This is a genomic window from Kushneria pakistanensis (assembly GCF_014652795.1).
Classification (GTDB): Bacteria; Pseudomonadota; Gammaproteobacteria; order Pseudomonadales; family Halomonadaceae; genus Kushneria; species Kushneria pakistanensis.
The window spans coordinates 360,361-380,093 of record NZ_BMZM01000001.1 but is presented as its reverse complement, the minus strand read 5'-3'; the positions used below and the strand labels follow the sequence as shown (position 1 = coordinate 380,093).

16 protein-coding genes are annotated in these 19,733 nt (G+C 59.1%); 8 read left to right on the top strand and 8 right to left on the bottom strand.

The window, feature by feature from the left end; all coding sequences use genetic code 11:
- Nucleotides 1-75: 75 nt before the first annotated feature.
- The gene (gene purL / locus IE123_RS01605; RefSeq protein WP_189514445.1) at nt 76-3,975 is read right to left on the bottom strand and encodes a phosphoribosylformylglycinamidine synthase; all 3,900 of its coding nucleotides are present in this window, start codon (nt 3,973-3,975) and stop codon (nt 76-78) included.
- Between the two features lie 273 nt (nt 3,976-4,248).
- On the opposite strand from purL, the gene mltF reads away from it, so the two are divergent.
- Nucleotides 4,249-5,736 (top strand): membrane-bound lytic murein transglycosylase MltF, encoded by a 1,488-nt coding sequence (gene mltF, locus IE123_RS01600; RefSeq protein ID WP_189514443.1) that lies wholly within the window; start codon nt 4,249-4,251, stop codon nt 5,734-5,736.
- Entirely contained in the window at nt 5,733-7,730 is a 1,998-nt protein-coding gene (locus IE123_RS01595) for a sensor domain-containing diguanylate cyclase (protein WP_189514441.1), read from the top strand. Before mltF ends, IE123_RS01595 begins: the two co-directional genes overlap by 4 nt.
- On the opposite strand, the gene tadA is transcribed toward IE123_RS01595, so the two are convergent.
- Together tadA and IE123_RS01585 are read right to left on the bottom strand one after the other, a co-directional pair.
- Complete coding sequence (tadA, locus tag IE123_RS01590) at nt 7,718-8,179, bottom strand: tRNA adenosine(34) deaminase TadA (protein ID WP_189514439.1); 462 nt, start codon at nt 8,177-8,179, stop codon at nt 7,718-7,720. The two genes, IE123_RS01595 and tadA, sit on opposite strands and share 13 nt — an antisense overlap.
- A 121-nt stretch (nt 8,180-8,300) precedes the next feature.
- The gene (locus IE123_RS01585) at nt 8,301-9,371 is read right to left on the bottom strand and encodes an NAD(P)-dependent alcohol dehydrogenase (protein ID WP_189514437.1); all 1,071 of its coding nucleotides are present in this window, start codon (nt 9,369-9,371) and stop codon (nt 8,301-8,303) included.
- Between the two features lie 237 nt (nt 9,372-9,608).
- Between IE123_RS01585 and IE123_RS01580 the strand changes: the two genes are divergently transcribed.
- Nucleotides 9,609-10,520, top strand: coding sequence for an AraC family transcriptional regulator (locus tag IE123_RS01580; protein WP_189514435.1), 912 nt, complete (start codon nt 9,609-9,611; stop codon nt 10,518-10,520).
- Here the strand turns inward: IE123_RS01580 and IE123_RS01575 are convergent.
- Complete coding sequence (locus tag IE123_RS01575) at nt 10,517-10,873, bottom strand: DUF3817 domain-containing protein (protein WP_229819531.1); 357 nt, start codon at nt 10,871-10,873, stop codon at nt 10,517-10,519. The genes IE123_RS01580 and IE123_RS01575 overlap by 4 nt on opposite strands.
- 369 nt (nt 10,874-11,242) lie before the next feature.
- Between IE123_RS01575 and IE123_RS01570 the strand changes: the two genes are divergently transcribed.
- The 3 genes from IE123_RS01570 to IE123_RS01560 all read left to right on the top strand — a co-directional run bounded on the left by IE123_RS01570 (nt 11,243) and on the right by IE123_RS01560 (nt 14,735).
- Nucleotides 11,243-11,824, top strand: coding sequence for a DUF4142 domain-containing protein (locus tag IE123_RS01570; RefSeq protein WP_189514434.1), 582 nt, complete (start codon nt 11,243-11,245; stop codon nt 11,822-11,824).
- Nucleotides 11,825-12,282: 458 nt separating this feature from the next.
- Nucleotides 12,283-12,816 (top strand): heme NO-binding domain-containing protein, encoded by a 534-nt coding sequence (locus IE123_RS01565; RefSeq protein WP_189514432.1) that lies wholly within the window; start codon nt 12,283-12,285, stop codon nt 12,814-12,816.
- Nucleotides 12,816-14,735: a putative bifunctional diguanylate cyclase/phosphodiesterase gene (locus IE123_RS01560; RefSeq protein WP_189514430.1), complete on the top strand. Its 1,920-nt coding sequence runs from the start codon at nt 12,816-12,818 to the stop codon at nt 14,733-14,735. The genes IE123_RS01565 and IE123_RS01560 overlap by 1 nt, the downstream gene beginning before the upstream one ends.
- On the opposite strand, the gene IE123_RS01555 is transcribed toward IE123_RS01560, so the two are convergent.
- Together IE123_RS01555 and dbpA are read right to left on the bottom strand one after the other, a co-directional pair.
- Nucleotides 14,725-15,597, bottom strand: coding sequence for a PA4780 family RIO1-like protein kinase (locus tag IE123_RS01555; RefSeq protein WP_189514428.1), 873 nt, complete (start codon nt 15,595-15,597; stop codon nt 14,725-14,727). The two genes, IE123_RS01560 and IE123_RS01555, sit on opposite strands and share 11 nt — an antisense overlap.
- Nucleotides 15,598-15,696: 99 nt before the next feature.
- Entirely contained in the window at nt 15,697-17,109 is a 1,413-nt protein-coding gene (dbpA, locus tag IE123_RS01550; protein WP_189514426.1) for an ATP-dependent RNA helicase DbpA, read from the bottom strand.
- A gap of 210 nt (nt 17,110-17,319) precedes the next feature.
- Here dbpA and IE123_RS01545 point away from each other — a divergent pair, with 210 nt between their 5' ends.
- Complete coding sequence (locus IE123_RS01545) at nt 17,320-18,048, top strand: YebC/PmpR family DNA-binding transcriptional regulator (protein WP_189514424.1); 729 nt, start codon at nt 17,320-17,322, stop codon at nt 18,046-18,048.
- Nucleotides 18,049-18,110: 62 nt separating this feature from the next.
- On the opposite strand, the gene IE123_RS01540 is transcribed toward IE123_RS01545, so the two are convergent.
- Nucleotides 18,111-18,701, bottom strand: coding sequence for a BPSL1445 family SYLF domain-containing lipoprotein (locus IE123_RS01540; protein WP_189514422.1), 591 nt, complete (start codon nt 18,699-18,701; stop codon nt 18,111-18,113).
- 248 nt (nt 18,702-18,949) lie between these two features.
- Between IE123_RS01540 and IE123_RS01535 the strand changes: the two genes are divergently transcribed.
- Nucleotides 18,950-19,117: a hypothetical protein gene (locus IE123_RS01535; protein WP_189514420.1), complete on the top strand. Its 168-nt coding sequence runs from the start codon at nt 18,950-18,952 to the stop codon at nt 19,115-19,117.
- A gap of 60 nt (nt 19,118-19,177) precedes the next feature.
- On the opposite strand, the gene IE123_RS01530 is transcribed toward IE123_RS01535, so the two are convergent.
- Nucleotides 19,178-19,468: a GNAT family N-acetyltransferase gene (locus IE123_RS01530; RefSeq protein WP_189514418.1), complete on the bottom strand. Its 291-nt coding sequence runs from the start codon at nt 19,466-19,468 to the stop codon at nt 19,178-19,180.
- Nucleotides 19,469-19,733: the final 265 nt, after the last annotated feature.

Sequence of the window (19,733 nt, the reverse complement as noted above, 5' to 3'; positions counted from 1 at the left end):
CACATGAAAGGGCCTCCTCTGGAGGCCCTTTTTTCATCGCAAGCGTGCCTCAGACATATCTGACGCCGGGTGCGCTTATCCCACCCACTTTCTGGCATTGCGGAACATGCGCATCCAGCCGCCGGCCTCGTGCCATTCCTGCGGGCGCCAGGAGTTGGTCACGGCGCGTGCCACGCGTTCGGGGTGCGGCATCATGATGGTCACACGACCGTCCTGCGTGGTCAGACCGGTAATGCCTGAAGGCGAGCCGTTGGGATTGGCCGGATAACCGGTAGTGACTTCGCCAAAATTGTCGACGTAGCGCAGCGCGACCGTGCCGCTGGTCTGTGCCTGACGCAGATGGGCACCATCGCGGAACTGCGCCTGTCCTTCCCCGTGCGCCACGGCAATCGGCATGCGTGAGCCGGCCATGTCGGCCAGAAACAGCGACGGTGTGGATTCCACCCGCACCATCGAGACGCGGGCCTCGTACTGCTCGGAGAGGTTGCGTACAAAGCGCGGCCAGTGATCAGCGCCGGGAATCAGCGACTTGAGCTGGGATAGCATCTGACAGCCGTTGCAGACGCCAAGGGCAAAGGTGTCTTCACGCTCAAAAAAGCGCGCAAACTGTTCACGCCCACGCTCGTTGAAGAGGATCGATTTCGCCCAGCCACCGCCGGCCCCCAGTACGTCGCCATAGGAGAAACCGCCACAGGCCGCAGCCCCCTGAAAGTCCGCCAGATCCACGCGCCCTTCCAGAATGTCCGACATGTGAACGTCAATGGCCTCAAAGCCGGCGTTGGTGAAGTTCCACGCCATCTCCAGCTGCCCGTTGACGCCCTGCTCACGCAGGATGGCGACCCGCGGTGCTGCGCCCTTGTTGATAAAGGGGGCGGCGACATCCTCGTTGACATCGTAGCTCAGGGCGGCATGCAGCCCCGGATTGCGGGTTTCATCAAGACCATCAAACTCTTGGCGGGCGCAGTCGGGATTGTCACGGCGCGCCTGGAGCTGATAGCTGGTTTCCGCCCAGGTGCGAATGGCGTGCACCCGCGTGGTGTCGATCAACACACCGTCATGCAGCGTGACCGAAATGCGATCATCCCCGGTGGGTGTGCCTATGCGATGGACACACTCACCAAGGCCGGCGTCTTCAAGCGTAGCGAGAACAGCATCCATCTCGTCACGACGCACCTGGATAACCGCCCCTGGTTCCTCGGCAAACAGTGCCGCCGTGGCCTGGTGGGCATCGCGTACCAGACCATCCAGCGTAACGGCCAGGCCACAGTGACCGGCAAAGGCCATTTCGGCAAGCGTTGCCAGCAGCCCGCCATCACTGCGGTCATGGTAGGCCAGCAGTCGCCCTTCGCGATTGAGCGTCTGAATGGCACTGAAAAAGCCGGCCAGATCCTCGGGAGCATCCAGATCCGGCGCATGTGCGCCCAGCTGTCCATAGACCTGCGCCAGCGCCGAGCCGCCCAGACGGTTTCTGCCCCGGCCCAGATCAATCAGCAAAAGTTCGGTTTCTTCACCCGTGTCCAGCTGCGGGGTCAGCGTTTTCAGCGTATCGCTGACCGGCGCAAAGGCCGATACGATCAACGACAGTGGCGCCGTGACGGCCTTGTCACGCTCACCGTCACGCCAGGCCGTGCGCATCGACATGGAGTCCTTGCCCACCGGAATGGCAATACCCAGCGCCGGGCAGAGTTCCATGCCCACGGCATGGACCGCGTCATACAACGCCTGATTTTCGCCTTCATGATCGGCGGCACTCATCCAGTTGGCCGACAGCTTGATGTCGCCGAGCTTTTCGATGGGTGCCGCAGCGATATTGGTAATTGCCTCGGTCACGGCCAGCCGCGCGGACGCGGCCGGTGAGATCAGTGCGGTGGGGGTCCGCTCCCCCATGGCCATGGCCTCACCGGCACGGGTATCAAAGGAAGCCGTGGTCACCGCACAGTCCGCCACCGGCACCTGCCAGGGGCCAACCATCTGGTCGCGCACACTCATGCCACCCACGGTACGATCACCGATGGTGATCAAAAAACTCTTGGACGCCACCGCAGGCAGTCGCAGTACCCGGTCCATGGCCTCGTTGAGGTTCAGATTGTCCAGCATCAGAGACGGCTGATCGACACTGCGGCGTTCGAAACTGCGCTGCATTTTCGGTGGCTTGCCAAAGAGCACACTCATGGGCAGATCGATGGGACGGCTTTCAAAGTGCTCATCCACCACCGTAATCTCGTGAGCCTCGGTGGCCTCACCGACCACCGCAAACGGACAGCGCTCGCGGGCACACAGGGATTCAAACAGCGCAATCGATTCCGGCGCCACGGCCAGCACATAGCGCTCCTGCGCCTCGTTGCACCAGATTTCCAGTGGCGTCATGCCGGGCTCGGCGCTGGGCACCTCACGCAGATCGAAAAGCCCACCGCGACCGCCATCCTTGACCAGCTCCGGCAGCGCGTTGGAGAGCCCGCCGGCGCCCACGTCATGGATAAAGCTGATCGGATTGTCATCCCCCAGCGCAATACAGCGGTCGATGACTTCCTGAGCACGGCGTTCCATCTCGGGGTTGTCACGCTGCACCGAGGCAAAGTCCAGCGCGTCGCTGGTCGTGCCGGAAGCGACAGATGATGCGGCACCACCGCCCAGCCCGATCAACATGGCCGGACCGCCCATGACGATCAGCTTCGACCCCACGGCAATGTCGCCCTTGAGCACGTGTTCATCACGCACGCTGCCATAGCCACCGGCCAGCATGATGGGCTTGTGATAGCCACGACGTTCAACACCGGCAGGCCCGACCACATCATGCTCATAGGTACGGAAATAGCCGTTAAGCGCCGGGCGACCGAATTCGTTGTTGAACGCCGCCGCCCCGATGGGGGCCTCGATCATGATGTCGAATGCGCTTCTGGTGCGCGCGGGCTTGCCGTAGTCGAACGCCTCCCACGGCTGCACGAAATCGGGAATGCGCAGGTTGGATACGGTAAAGCCGGTCAGACCGGCCTTGGGCTTGCCACCGCGGCCGGTGGCACCCTCATCGCGAATCTCGCCACCGGCACCGGTCGCGGCACCCGGATGCGGCGCAATGGCCGTCGGATGATTGTGCGTTTCGACCTTCATCAGGATATGGATGGGTTCCTGATGGATGACGTACTGAAAGCTTGTGGTATCCGCCAGAAAGCGCCCGGCCTCATGGCCGCGAATGATGGCGGCGTTATCGCTATAGGCCGACAGCACGTTGTCCGGAGAGCACTTGTGGGTATTGCGAATCATGCCAAACAGCGAGTGTTCCTGCGCCTGGCCGTCGATGCGCCAGTCGGCATTGAAAATCTTGTGGCGGCAGTGCTCGGAGTTGGCCTGCGCAAACATCATCAGCTCGACATCACTGGGGTTGCGCCCCAGACCGGTAAAGGACTCGACCAGATAGTCGATTTCATCCTCGGCCAGTGCCAGGCCCAGCGTCACGTTAGCCTCTACCAGCGCCTCGCGCCCGCCTTCCAGAATATCCACGTGGCTTTCCGGTGCCGGGGCATGCCTTTCAAAAAGCTTCGCGGCATCGCTGGCATCCACCAGCACCGTCTGTGTCATGCGATCAGCCAGCACCAGACGGATCGCCTCGACCTCTTCTTTCGAGGGTAGCGTGTCGGTTTCAACGAAATAGGCCACGCCCGCCTCGATGCGGCGTACCTGGTGCAGCCCGCAATTGTGGGCGATATCGGTGGCCTTGGAGGACCATGGCGAGACGGTGCCAAAACGCGGCACGACCAGATAAAGCGCACCTGCCGGGACCGACTCGGTATGCTCATCGGCTTCCAGCAACGCACAAAGGCGCTCAAGCACCCGGGACTCTGGTGTCTGCTCGACATCCAGAAAGTAGCGGTGCATCGCATGCACATCTGTCACGCCTGGCATGGCCTCACGAAGGCGGGCAAGCAGACGGGCATGACGGAAGGAAGAAAGGGCACTCTGGCCGTGCAGCTCGAGCATGACGAACGAAGCCTCTACTGACTGACAGGAAATGAGGTGTTATGCGGGAACGCCATCGCCAGGATGCAGCGGCCCCTGTGTTGAATCAACGCCAGGCGGCGAGGGCGCCATCATACTGGAAAGCGACTCGTGTGGCGAAGACTGACCGCGCGAACCAGCTATGGGATAATCTCAGTCGAAAGTCTGAGACTATCATGCAGTTAAGAGCCATCGACTAGCCGGGCTTACCTGTCATCGGTATCTTGAGGCCTCTTTCAAACGGCCGTTTTCTCCATGTACAGGCATTTCCGACGCACAACCCGACAGATTGCAGGGCTACTGACAGCGCTTTTGCTGCTGCTGACGCCTGCCCGCGCGATCTCGACGTGGGCTGGCGAGCTGATGCCAACGTCACTGACTACCCATACCGCGCTGGCAGACATCCAGCAGCGTGATTTTCTGGAAATCGCCACGCGCAATACGCCGGCCACCTTTTATGAAAGCCGCCAGGGGCCGACCGGGTTCGAGTTCGAGCTTTTCCGGCGTTTTGCCGATGATCTGGGTGTCAGCCTTGCCGTGGAAAATGACCATCACATCGGCGGCGTCCTTGACCAGGTGGCCAGCGGTCGCACTGATATTGGCGCTGCCGGTCTGGTGCTGGATCGACAGCGCCAGGACGTCACCTACTCGCATCCGATCATGTCGATGCAGCCCATGGTGGCATACCGACGCGGCATGACACCGCCGAAAAAGATCGAGGATCTGGACGGACTGGATATCGGGACAGTGGCTGGTGCCGGCACCAGCCGCGTGCTGCGCGAACTTCAACAAGCGCACCCGACACTGACCTGGCGGGAAAGCCACGAGATCGAAACCACGGATCTGCTGGGGATGGTAGAAAGCGGAGAGCTGGACGCCGCCGTCGTCTATGCCCACGAGTTCAAGTTAAGCCGCCTGTTTTTCCCCAACGTGGCCGGTGCGCTGACCATCGGGGAACCCGTCACGCTGGCATGGGCCTTCCCGGCACGTACGGACCCTTCGCTGGTGGAGCGTGCCAATACCTTTATCGATCAGATGCGACGCTCCGGCGAGCTGGAGCTTCTGACGCAGCAGTATTTTGGCCACGACGATTATCTTGAATATGTCGGCGCACGGCGCTTTATCGCGCAGGCGCAAGAGAATCTGGGCCAGTGGCTGCCCGACTTCAAGCGCGCCGCCGGCGACACCGGCTTTGACTGGAAACTGCTGGCCGCCGTGGGTTATCAGGAGTCGCACTGGAAGCCGGATGCCGTTTCCCCCACGGGCGTCAAGGGACTGATGATGCTGACGCGCGCGACCGCCAGCCACATGAACGTGGCCGATCGCAGGGACCCCCAGCAGAGCATCGAGGGCGGCGCCCGCTACCTGCGCTACCTGCATGATCGCATTCCTGAGGAAGTCGCCGAGCCGGACAGGACCTGGATGACGCTGGCCGCCTATAACCTGGGGCTGGGCCACCTTTATGATGCGCGGCGGCTGGCACGGCTGCAGGGCCATGATCCCGATCAGTGGGACTCGATCAAAAGGATGCTGCCGCTTTTGCAGGAAAGCAGCTGGTATAACCAGGTGGAACATGGTTTTGCACGTGGTAATGTGGCAGCGCTTTACGTGCGCAACATCAAGCGCTACGAAGAGATCCTGACCTGGGTACAGCGTAGTCAGCGTCAGTTCTCATCGCTTGCACGTGCCACCGCCAGCAATAATGTCCCACCCGTTTTCGAGACCGTGCCGCCTGTTCCATGAAAGCCTTTTTCATCCGCCATGGTGACCTGCTGTTGACCCTGCTTGCCCTGCCCTGTGTCATGGCCGGATGGTGGCTGACGCGTCCCCAGGAGCATCTTCTGCTGGCCATGGTCGCCATGGTCACGCTGTCACGACTGGCGATGGGAGCGACGAGGCGGTGGCATCCTCACCTTCTGAGGCCATGCGCGCTGGCAGTCACGGTGGTGACGCTGATCCCCCTGCTGGCGCTGCTGAGTTCGTTTCTGGTACCGGACAATCTGATGAGTTATGTCCAGTGGTCGCTGATCTTTGATTACTGGCCCGGACAGGTGCCCTTTTACTCTCTGCGCCCTTCCATTCTGATTACCCTGGCCCTGCTGTTTCTGCTCATTCTCCCGCTTTTCCCCTCACGGCCGGGGGAGGTTGCGCCCATCCTGCTCGCCATGGCGGGCATGCTGACACTGATGCACCTGGCAGAGCAGCACTATTTTATCTGGCTGCATGAAGTGTCGCTGTCGACACCCACCCTGCTGGCCATTGCACTGTTGCTGGCCGCCGAGGCCACGGCGCAATGGCCCCAGCGTCGCCCCGGGGCCATCAGCATTGCGCTGGCCGCCTCAATGGCCGTGTTGCTGGTACTGCTGGTGCTCTGGCACTACCACAACAGTCAGAACATTCGTGAGGTCAACCAGGTCGCTCGTACGCGTGTCGATACCCTGAGCGAGCAGCTGGGCCAGGAGATCAGTGTCAACAACCAGGCCATGCTGCGCTTTGCCAACAGCTGGGATAGCACCGTCGGGCCGCCTTCCAGCCGTGCGTGGACCCACCGCGCCCAGCGTTATGTCGAGCATTTCAATTATCTGCAGACCATTGCCTATATTCACCGTCAGGGGCCGCGCATCATGCGTGCCTACCCACTGCAGAGCAATCAGCCGCTGTTGGGTCATCACATGCTCTCCAGTGATGATCACGAAGCGCTGGCCAGTGCTTTAAGCGGTGAGACCAGCTCAACCGGCATGGTCGATCTGACCAATGGCGGGCGTGGCGTGATCTTTTATCAGCCCATTCATGACCTTGATAGCGGCGCCATCAACGGTGCTGCTGCCTTCGTGGTCGATCCAGCGCGCCTTTTTGCCACGCTGGATGATCAACAGGGCAACCGCGACTTTCGTATTCGGGTCTCACAGGCCGGCAACACCCTTTATAGCTCTGATGCCAGTGCAGCGCTGAGCATGCTGGAACACTGCAACATCCTGCGACTGGGGCAAAGCAACTTCACAATCTGCGCCGAGGCAAGCTACGCCCGGCTGTTCGATGAGCGTTCCAAGCTGCCGGCCATCGTGTTAATGACCGGGCTGATCTTTACCTGGATGATCTATTTGCTGATGTATCTTCATCATCGTCTGCGTCGGCGCCACAGCGGGGTCAAGCATGCCAACCACCGCCTGCGTGGCGAGGTGGAAAAGCGCATCGCCCTGCAGCAGGAGGTGGAATGGCTGGCCCAGCATGATGAACTGACAGGACTGCCCAATCGGCGCTATTTCAGCCAGTGGGTCACAAGGCTTGATACCGCACAGCCCAGAACGATCATCCTGCTGGATATCGACCACTTCAAGCAGATCAATGACCAGCTGGGCCACCCCACGGGCGACGAGTATCTGCAGCGTGTGGCACGCCGCATGCAGGACATCGTAACTACAGGCGGCGGGCTGCTGGCCCGCTTTGGTGGTGAAGAGTTTATTGCCTGCCTGCCGGGCATCGCCCCCGAGAAGGCAGCAGAGATTGGCGAGCAGCTGCGTCACGGTGTTGAGGCGCTGACCCTGCCAAGACATGATGCCCGCACTTTTGTCACCATCAGCGCCGGTGTGATTACTACCCGCCGCGCCAGCGATGCCCTGACGGATTTGATTCAGGCGGCCGATCAGGCGCTTTATCGTGCCAAGCTGTCAGGACGCAATCGCGTGGAAGTGGCCGGCGCCCTGGATGCAAAAAGCGCTCCGGATCAGGACGACTGACGCCGCGCCGCGAAAAAGGCCTTGATAAGCCGTCGGGCAGGCGCCGCCAGTACCCCGGACACGACCTGCACGTCATGATTGTGCCAGGGCTGGGCAAAGAGATTGGCCCTTGATTCTGCCATGCCGGTTCTGGGCTCCGGCGCGGCATACACCACCCGCCTGATCCGGGCATGAATGATGGCGCCGGTACACATCAGACAGGGCTCGAGGGTCACATACAGCGTGCAGCCGGTCAGGCGATAGTTGCCTGTGCGTCGACCTGCATCGCGCAGCGCCTGCACTTCGGCATGTGCCGTGGGATCGTGTCGCCCCACCGGCGCGTTGAACCCCTCACCGATAATCTCGCCCTCGCCGCTGACAACGACCGCACCCACGGGTACCTCACCTGCTGCCATCGCAAGGTGGGCCTGATCCAGTGCCCGGTGCATATAGAATTCGTCGCTGTGCATAAATCGCTTCCACCAGTGATGAGCCTGCCGCCCGAACGGGCCGTGCGTGATGATATAAAAAAACCGGCGCCCTGGGGCGCCGGTCATGAACATCGGGCTGTTGTGCAGCGAGGCCGCCTGGTCAGGCAGCGCTGTTGCCTTCCCTGATGGAGGCCATGTCAATCACGAAGCGATAGCGCACATCACCCTTTGCCATGCGATCCCAGGCTTCGTTGATCTGATCGATATTGATCATCTCGACATCGCAGGTGATGCCATGCTCGGCGCAGAAATCCAGTACTTCCTGGGTCTCGGGCATACCACCGATGAGCGAGCCGGCCAGCACCCTGCGGCGAAACACCAGACCGGCACCGCTGACAGGCGGCTCGATCGGCTCGAGCAGACCTACCAGAATATGCGTGCCGTCAGGCTTGAGCGCGTTGAGATAGGGATTGATGTCATGCTGTACCGGTACGGTATCGAGCATGAAATCGAACGTCTCGGTGACGGCCGCCATCTGCGACTCATCGGTAGAGACCACCACGTGATCGGCGCCCTGCTTTTTCGCCTCGGCGACCTTGGACTCGGAGCGGGTAAAGAGCGTGACCTCTGCGCCCAGCGCACTGGCAAGCTTCACCCCCATATGGCCCAGACCACCCATGCCGATGATGCCGACCTTGTGGCCCTTTTTGACACCAAAGTGCCTGAGCGGTGAATAGGTCGTGATGCCGGCACACAGAAGCGGTGCAGCCGACTTGAGGTCGATACCTTCAGGCATACGTACCACGAATCGTTCGCTGACCACGACAGAGTCGGAATAACCGCCCTGCGTCAGGGTGTTATCGTGACGATCCGGGCTGCCATAGGTCATGGTAAAGCCTTCGGCGCAGTACTGCTCAAGACCGCTGTTGCACGAGCTGCACTGACGGCAGGAGTCCACCATGCAGCCTACGCCCACGATATCGCCGGCCTTGTAGTTCGTGACCGCATCGCCCACGGCAGTGACACGGCCCACGATTTCATGCCCCGGTACGACCGGGTAACTGGCCATACCCCAGTCATCACGGGCGAAGTGGAGGTCGCTGTGGCAGACACCACAGTAGAGAATCTCGATGGAAACATCATCAGCGCGCGGCGCACGACGCTCAAAGTTCCAGGGTTCAAGCGGTGTTTCAGCGCTATGTGCGGCATAACCCTTTGCGGGTGTCGACATGAATACTTCTCCTGCGCATGACGCGTCAAAACCGGATACCCACATTCGCGCGGGTACCTTCAAGTGCCATCAGTCTGGCCCCGGGGGCACTGTTACGCCATACACGGTCCTGCCTTGTCCTTGCCTATTCCTGCAACATTACTCGTTACAAGGTATTATTTTCGCTTTTTATATGCACAATCCGGCCATTGCTCGCACCATGCCCGGACTGCCACGAATAACGGATGTTTTCCTCTCATGTCTGATGTCCTGCTTCATGCTCCCAACGACACTGCCCAGGATGCCCTGCTTGAGCATATGTGTGATCTGATCACACCACTGATTGATCGGGATGGCTACATGCCGACAGCCCTTGATGGCGTACAGCTCATGGCACTGCATGGTAGCCATCCGCGCACGCCGCTGGTCTACGAACCGGGGCTGATCATTATTGCTCAGGGTGAAAAGACAGGATATCTGGGAGAACGGGTGATCCATTACGGCGCCGGACACTATCTGGTACAGGCCATGCCGGTGCCCTTTGAATGCGAGACGTACGCCACACCACAGGCTCCAATGCTGGGGGTTCTGATCGGTATCGACATGATCATGCTCGGCGAACTGATCCAGGTCATGCCGACCGCCGCCGACAATGTCACACCGCCTGACCCCATGACCGCCGTGACGCTGACCCCCGCCATGGGGCATGGCGTGGTCCATCTGCTGGAGTGTCTGCACGACGAGGTCATGCGCCGCGCCCTGGGTCGGCAACGTATCCGTGAAGTATTGTTTGAAGCCCTCAGGGGACCGCAGGGCGAGTCGCTGCGTCAGCTTTTACAACAACAGACCCAGTATGGGCGCATCGGTCGGGCGCTTGAGACCCTTCATCGCGACTACACGCAGCCGCTGTCTGTCGAGACACTGGCCGAAAAGGTCAACATGAGCCCCTCGGCCTTTCATCATCACTTCAAGCGCTTTACCCGCCTGTCCCCACTGCAGTATCAAAAGCGCATTCGCCTTTTAAAGGCCCGCGCCATGATTGCCGCCAGAACCCACAACGTCAGCAGTGCTGCCAGCGCCGTGGGCTATCAGAGCGCCTCTCAGTTCAGCCGGGAGTACAAGCGTTACTTCGGCATCCAGCCGGCAGGTGATCAGCGTCTCGGCAATTAACGCGCCGGATGACCGGGCGTGCGTTCATTGAATATTCGCACCAGATCAGCCTCCTTACGGCGCATGAAAGGCGCATTAATGAAGGCACCAAAGGGAATGAAGGCCGCCAGAATCATGCGAGCAATATCCAGTCCGTTCCAGCCGCCCATGGACACCACACGAAAGACCACCGACAGATAAAGCAGAAAGGCAACGCCATGCACGGGGCCCAAAAGAGACACCGCCAGAGGGATGTTCGCCACATGCTTGAGCGGTACGGCCACCACCAGCAACAGTAAAAGCGTGGTGCCCTCCAGTATCGACACCAGTCGAAGTCGCTTCATGCGGGTATGAATCAGATCAGGTGTATTCACTGCAGGCTCTCTTGAACGGATGGATATTGATACGGCGTGATAACCACGCAAACGGGTATGGCGATCACTTTAAGGGGGGATGGCAGTCGGTGCCACCTGCCTGCAGATTCTTGATCAAAAAACGATATGCCAGCCATTGTTGTGCTGCTCGCTTGCCCTGCCAATCCTTTTTTTGAACAGGGGAACAGGGTCGGAACCGATTAATCCATATCAAGATTGGCAGGTAACGCCCCGATATCGACTTTCACAACGTTGACACATGAACATTATTGAACAAGTCTGAAGGCAGTCACATAAGGCAACGGTTTGATCTCTGGCCTTATTTTGACCCTCGATTACAGGGAATGTCACAACGTCAAGGAGACTGACATGATCAACCAGCGCAACGTTTTGTTTGCCGGCACACTGGCACTTGTTTTTGGCGCCACTGTTCCGCTCGCCCAGGCACAGGATGCCCAAAGCCAGGACATGGATCAGCAGCAAGACCATGTCGAGCAACAGAATCAGGAAGAGATGACCCCGGAAAACTTTGTTGATGGTGCCTCTGCCATCAACAGCGGTGAACTTGACGCCGCCGAAATGGCGCTGGACAAGGACGATATCTCGCCTGAAACCCGCCAGTTGGCCGAGCGCATTCAAAAGGATCATACCGAGGTTCAGGAAAAGCTGAAGTCCATTGCCGAAAGCAAGGATCTCGATCTTTCCTCCACGGCCAACATGACCGCCCTGGCCGGCGCACCCAAGCTGATGGTTCAGGATGGCAGCTCGTTTGACTCAAGCTTTGCCGACCTTCAGGTCGAAGCGCATGAAGAAGCCATCGCGTTTTTCAAGCGCGCTTCTGAAACCCTTGATGATGTAGAGCTCAAGCAGTTTGCAACCGAAGCACTGCCGGGCCTTCAGGAACATCTTGACATGGCAAAGGCACTGCAGCAGCAGAGCGGCGATCAGTAAAACGTCACCTGACCTGCCTTGTTCGCTGCGCCCCTCACGGGCGCAGCGTCATTTACTCCCCTTCAATACTTCACTTCCTGCCTGTTTAAAGGACGCTCAAGGCTGTCGACCATGATCCTTGTATGTGATCATCTTTCTGCCAATGCCTTTTGCGCCATGGTGCCGACTGCTGAACGTCAAGCCTAAAAGACTGCCCCACATCACAATCTGCCCTTGATGGCATCCTAAGTAGTCACGCCAGAGGCTTCCCTGCAGACGTTAACGACACCGCCTTTTGTTATTCGTATCCCGCATACTCGCCCTATTCTTGCCCTGGATACTTGAAGCACCGCACGATCCGGAATAAATACCTTGCAACACAAGCGCCTTGACAGCGCTTCAGACTCCTGTTGTTTAGCCGATATGGTGACGCAGACAGCGTATGATCAGAGGTGGATGGTCATGAAAGGGCTCAGAACATGAAAGGCATCATTTTTAATATGTTCAACGACATTGTGGTCAGTCGTTTTGATGAACAGACCTGGGAGGAGATACTCGGGCATGCCAGAGTCGATGGTGCCTATACCTCGCTTGGCAACTATGATGATCATGACATGTTCGCGCTGGTGGGCGCTGCCGGCCACCACATGGGCATGACGCCGCAGGAATGTCTGCAATGGCTGGGGCGGGAAATGCTGCCGCGCCTTGGCGGCATTTATCCGGGCATGCTTGAACGCTTCCAGAATACATTTTCCATGCTCAAGGCGCTCAATAATGTCATTCATCCCGAGGTGGTCAGGTTTCACCCCGACGCCATCGTGCCGGTCTTTCATTATTACGAGGTTGGTACCGACAGCATGGTGATGGAATATTGTTCGGCACGTGGTATCTGCAGCTTTGCTCACGGGCTCATGCAGGGTTGCAGCGATTATTTCAACGAAACCGTGGGTATCGACCATACACAGTGTCGTCACCGCGGTGATGAGCGCTGCCTTTTTCATATCACGACCTGATGAAAAGATCTCCCTCGGAAAGTCTCCCCGCTATCATCGAGCGCCTGGAAAGGCAGCTTTCGCGTGAGCGTCAGGCACGTCAGGAAGCAGAACATATTGCCGAGACCAGTACACGCCGCCTTTATCGTGAGCAGCTAAAACTTCAGGCCGTTTCTCAGGTAGCCACCCACGCCCATGATGGCATGCGCCTTCGCAAGGCTACCCAGGTAGCCCTGAAGGCGCTCCTGCAACATACCGCCTGGCGTTACTGCCGCGTGGTGTACAAGCCTTTTGATGACATCATTCCACCAGTGCGTGTATCCGCCCTGTGTGAAGGCGAAAACCCGCTGACCCGCCCCGGCGACAGTCTGACCGCGTCGGCACGCGCATGGCTTGAACAGGCAAGCCCGCTCGAGTTCATGACAGATGAGCGCCTCATTCATGAGAAGCGCTGGCCAGAGAACATGCCCCGACGTTTTCTCTGCAGTATCGGGATTGGCGAGCAGTGCATGGGCGCACTGGAGCTTTTTTCCTACACCGAAGATGAAGACATTACGTTCAGCCAGGAGCTGGTACTGGCACTGGTGCGCGAACTGGCGCATGTCTACAAGAGCGAACGTGACCGTCATGCCATCGAGCGCATGGTCTGGCGTGACGCCCTGACAGGTGCCCTGAATCGGGCCGCATTCTTTCGCGATCTCGAAACCATTACCATCGATACACAGCCGCTGGCGCTTTTGTACATCGACCTGGACGGATTTGGAGACATCAATGAAGAGTACGGCCATGACATTGCCGACCGTTATCTGTTCGAGATCGCGCGGCGCCTTGAAAACGAGCCATTGAGTCGCAGCGTGGCCCGCCTGGGCAGCGATGAATTCGTGCTGCTGCTGACGCTGCCCGATTCCCTGCATGCCGAACCCGTGGTCCAGGCACTGCTGGCCGATCTGGCCCGGCCTCTGGTACTGGATCACCACAGCATTGTACCGGCCTTCAGTACGGGTTTTGCCGTCTATCCTGATGATGCCAGCGATGGTCATGCCCTTTTTTATGCCGCCGACATTGCCCTGAGCCATGCCCGGGAACACGGCAGCAACAGCCTGCGCCGCTTTGACAGTGAGATTGCCGAACAGATCGAGCGACGCAAACAGCTGGCCCTGCGCGTGCGCCAGGCAGTGACCCGCCAGGAGTTCGTGGCATTCTTTCAGCCCATTGTCTCTCGCGACTTCCAGATCGTGGGCGCCGAAGCACTGCTGCGCTGGCAAACCACCAATGCCCCCGGACCCGCCGAATTCATCCCCTTTCTGGAAGAACAGGGACTTATCCGCGAGGTGGGTCGGCAGATGCTGCATGACGTCATCCATACCGCCGCACGATGGCGCCGAGAACGGTATGCATTTGAAAGCCTGTCGGTCAATGTCTCACCGGTGCAGCTGCGTGAAGAAGCCTTCGTCACGCATGTGACGACCGCCCTGAAGGAGAGCGGCCTGCCGGCACACTGCCTGATTCTCGAAATTACGGAAAGTCTTTATATCAGTGACGAAAAACCGGTGCTTGAGCGTCTGGCCCGGCTACGAGCGCTGGGTGTCAGGCTGGCCCTTGACGACTTTGGTACCGGCTACAGCGCGCTGGGCTATCTGCAGTGGATGCCACTGGACATTCTCAAGATCGACAAGAGCTTTGTGCTCAAGCTTGCCGAAGCGCACTCAGGGCGTGATATCACGATTGTGCGGGCGATCATTCAGATCGCCCGTGCCTGCGGCCTTGATGTGACAGCAGAAGGTGTGGAGTCCGCCGAGGTTGCGCACATCATGTGTGAACTCGGGACGCACTGCCTGCAGGGTTATCACTTCGGACGACCCATCAGCGAGGCCGACATGACAACACTGCTGCATTCGAGTGCGATACCGGCACATCCGCATCAGCCTCTCACTGACTGATGTCCCGATCCTCCTCATCCTGCTCCTGCTCGCGACGCCGGCGCTCTTCTTCCTCTTCGCGCACGTCTTCGATGACTTCCAGCAGATCACTGACATCCACGCTGGCGTTGTCGCGATCGAAGGTGCCGGTGAGCGGATAGTCGGGATAAAGCTCTCCGGCCTCATACAGTGACCAGATTTCCAGACCATAGTCGGTGTTCAAAAGCGACGGCGCATAGCGGCCAAAGCTGCGACGCATGTTGTCCACGTCTCGCAGCAGCATGCGCGGCGCATTGTTGTTGCCGGCCGCGTCAACGGCCTGGGGCAGATCAATGATGACCGGCCCTTCACGCCCGATCAGTACGTTGAACTCCGACAGATCACCATGAACCAGCCCGGCACACAGCATGCGCGCCACATCAACCACGATGCGGTGATGATACTCGATCGCCTGAGCCTCGCTGAGCCTGATATCGTCAAGGCGCGGGGCCGGGTCACCCTCACCGTCAACGATCATCTCCATGAGCAGCACACCATCAACAAAGCCGTGCGGCTCGGGCACGCGTACGCCGGCATCCGAAAGCCGATACAGGGCTTCTACCTCGGCATTGAGCCAGGCAGACTCCTGCTCGCGCTGGCCATAGCGCGTTTTCTTGGACATGGCCCTGGCCCGTCGACTGTTGCGAACCTGGCGCCCTTCCTGATACTGCACGGCCTGCTTGAAGCTGCGCTTGCTGGCCTCCTTGAAAATCTTGGCACAGCGAAGCTCGCTGCCGCAGCGCACCACGTAGACCTGGGCTTCCTTGCCACTCTGGAGCTGAAACACGATGTCATCGATCAGCCCGTCATCCACCAGCGGCTGTAATCGTTTGGGAATTTTCATGCGACCTCTTTGTCCACTCCTGTCATGACCAGTCTGGCACAACTGTCATGATGACCGTATAGACCCAAGGCATATGCCCCTGCGTCTGATACCGGATGATTAGCGTGACACCCGACGCGCGCGAAAGCTGCGCCCCTTCAGGCGTCCGTTGTTTAAATGGGTCAGTGCAACATCTGCCACATCACGATGCACTGCTACCCAGGCATTGCGCTCCAGTACCTTGATCTTCCCTACCTGAGCGGCATCAATACCGGCCTCGCCGGTCAGCGCGCCCACGATATCGCCCGGGCGAATCTTCTGCTTCTTGCCGGCGTCAATCATCAGCGTGGCCATCATCGGTCTGAAGGGCGTGCGCTCAAGCACGCTCGATGCCGGCAACGGCTCAAGCGTGATCGTCTCGTCCTGCTGCGTTTCATAAAGCGACAGCCGCCCCCGTTCGCGCTCACCGACCAGGCTATGGGCCGTGCCCTGCCCGCCGGCCCGTCCGGTGCGCCCGACACGGTGGACATGCGTTTCCATATCATGGGCCAGCTGGTAGTTGAACACGGCATCGAGTGCCTCGATATCCAGCCCGCGGGCGGCCACGTCCGTGGCTACCAGAATCGAAACGCTGCCATTGGCCAGCAGGATCAGCGTACGGTCGCGGTCGCGCTGCTCCATATCGCCGTGCAGCGCGACGGCATCAAAACCGTGATCATTGAGTGCATCACTGACCATTTGTACGTCGCGGCGGGTATTGCAGAACACCACGCTTGAAGACGGACGAAACTTGAGCAGCAGTCGCCTCAGGGCATCAAGGCGTGCGCCGTCACTTTCAACGCCATAAAAATGCTGACGAATACTCTGCTCGTCGTGATCGGTGTCTACCTCGATCGTGACCGGGTCCTGCATGACCCGGGCCGCCACCGGCGCCAGCGCCTCGCTCCAGGTCGCACTGAACAGCAGCGTCTGGCGGCGGCGCGGCATCACCTCAATGATCGCATCCAGCGCGTCCTGAAACCCCATGTCGAGCATGCGGTCTGCTTCATCGAGTACCAGCACTTCAAGAGCGTCAAGACTCAGCGAGCCGCGACGCAAATGATCATCAATACGGCCGGGCGTGCCTACAATGATATGGGCACCGTGATAAAGCGATTCGCGCTGTGGCCCGATCGGCACGCCGCCACACAGCGTCAGCACCTTGACGTTATGAAGACCGCGGGCCAGGCGCCGGATCTCTTCGCCAACCTGATCGGCCAGCTCACGTGTGGGGCACAGCACCAGTGTCTGCACGCAAAAGCGCTTGACGTCCAGACGGGCCAGCAGGCCCAGTCCGAACGCGGCTGTCTTGCCGGAACCGGTGCGCCCGCGCCCGATCACATCACGCCCGGCCAGCATCAACGGCAGGCTTTCGGCCTGAATGGGCGTCATGACGTGATAGCCCAGCGTTGCCAGGTTATCTGCCAGCTCAGGGGGCAGCGTCAGCGTGGCAAAGTCGGTAGAACGTGCAGCGCTGGAAGCATCATTCGACATGAGGACAAATCCTTGTAGGCTGTAGATGAGGAACTGCCCGTCATGCCAGGCAATAGGTGCAGGGCGCGCAGCATAACAGAGCAGATGCGCAATATCCGTGGACCTGCGTCTTTCATGCCCTGGCCCGGGTCGTTTTAAATAACGCTATTCGCCCCCTGCGGGGTTAAAGTAAAATCGTCGCATACTGGTAATCAAGGAACGGAATTCGATATGGGCAGGGCTTTCCAGAACCGCAAGGAATCCATGGCCAAAACGGCCGACGCCAAGACCAAGGTCTACAGCAAGTATGGGCGTGAAATCTACGTATGTGCCAAGTCAGGCGGCACGGACCCCTCGGGCAATCTGAGCCTGCGCGGTCTGATCGAGCGGGCCAAGAAGGATCAGGTACCCTCACACGTGATCGAAAAGGCTCTCGACAAGGCCAATGGCGCCGGCGGCGAGGACTTCTCACCGGCACGCTATGAAGGCTTTGGTCCCGGCAACTGCATGGTGATCGTCGATTGTCTGACCGATAACCCCAACCGTACCTTCGGTGACGTTCGCGGCTGCTTTACCAAGACCAAATCCAAGATCGGCACGCCGGGCAGCGTCAGCCACATGTTTGATCACAGCGCTATCTTCGCTTTCAAGGGTGAGGATGAAGACGCTGTTCTCGAAGCCCTGATGGAAGCCGATGTCGATGTTACCGACATCGAAAACGAGGATGGCCGTTTGACGGTCTTTGCGCCGCACACCGAGTATGCCAGGGCCAAGCAGGCGCTGCTGGATGCCTTCGGCGAGATGGATTTTGAAACCGATGAAATCCAGTTCGTGCCGCAGACCACGGCCCCGGTCGAGGGTGACGATGTCGCGCAACTCGAGAAGTTTCTGGGCATGCTCAACGACCTGGATGACGTGCAGAACGTCTTCCACAACGCCGAGCTGCCGGAAAACGCGTAACCGCAGATCTTTTCATGAAAAAACCCACCAGCCGGTGGGTTTTTTTGTGTCAGAAAATACTGTTACGGACTGGACTTGGAGATCTTCGCACCTTCCAGCGACACCCCGCCCTGAATGCCCTGATTGTTCATGACAAAGGCAATGACTTCCTGATTGGCGGTATTGTTGGTGATTTGACCGTTGGCACCCACATCAGCCACGGCAACACCGGCGTTGGCGCCAATCGACCAGCCGTTGTCGCTGCGTACGCGATTGAGTGCCTGGTCGGACATCAGGAGATAGACCACGGCCTGGGACTGGGCACCGGCCTGAAACCCGATCGAACCGCTGGTCGTGGTGTAGTAGCCGGCATCTGAGCCATCAATCAGCAGCTGGCCATCGCCGTGACTGGCACCAAATACAAAGCTTGCTCCGAGCACACCCGGGAAGACCAGCACGCCTTTGGCCTGTTGCACCAGGCTGCGCGCCTGGGGCGCCGTACGATAAAGACGATCAAGCGTTTCCTGCACGCCCTGATCAAGCTCGGCGCGCTTGGCAACCTGACTCTGGCGATCGGACGGGCTGGTGGTGGTACAGGCAGACAGCGTGGTGGCGCCCAGTACGGCGGCAAGCACCAGGGCACCGGTGCGGGTAAAGCGAGAAAAACGTGACATAGACTGACCTCCTTCCATGGAAAATGCGCTGGTGCAAACCTTACGGCGATATTAAAAGCTCGCAGCACCAGCCTTGAGTTATAGACCAGAAACGTCGTCTCGGCCGGCGTATCCGAAAAATGCCCTTATAAAAATGCCTATATAAAGACGCTTTTTTCTTTCGACCGTCGTTGTCATGAAACAGTCACGATATCACTGCAGCGTGATCAGGGCTTATCACATGACTCGGGATCGGGAGCTTTACCATCATGACATTGACTGACAAATTCCTTGCGATAGCCGTTGCCATCCTGCTGATCTACGGCCTGGTCTTCGCTGGCAATCCTTCGCTCTCCAGAGCCGAGCAATCTCATTCCACCCTGATGGATGGCCAGCCTCGTAACGAGGCGGCTCGACAGAACGACGCGCGAATCTGAGCGCCAGTATCACAAGGGCGCGATGAGCGCTGAAGGTGCATGGAAAAGGCAGTGCTGCTGTCAGGCGTGATCATTCGGTTCGCGCTTCATCCTGAGCAGCATGACAGGTACCCCCTGATAGAATCCCTCGCGCTGACCCACTCCCTGAAAGCGTAGGGATTCATACAGCCTGATCGCCGGCGCATTGGAGGCCACCACATCGAGAGTGACCGTCTTCTCCATCCGCGCAAGGGCCGCTGCCATCAAGGCCCGCCCAAGCCCCCTGCCCCGCGCTCGCGGATCCACCAGCAGGCCGACAATGTGACTCCCCTGCCAGTAGATGGCACCGGTCATGCCCTGATCATCTTCCATTACCCGTACTTCGGATATGCTGAAAGATTTTAAACGTGCTTCATCCGAAGGTAACGGTATAACTTCAAATCGATCAGGCCCGTTGGTTTCAAAGCGGAATTCATCACCCTTGCTGCGCTGATACAGCGCGACAAACGCGACAAAATCATCGCACCGGTAAGGGCGAACAGAAGAATGCATCATGAGGTAATCCTGTTGTGTCCAGCCACGACACTCAACGGGAAGCCCTGCCCCCGAACCGGCTGGCGCGTTATCATCGCCCCAC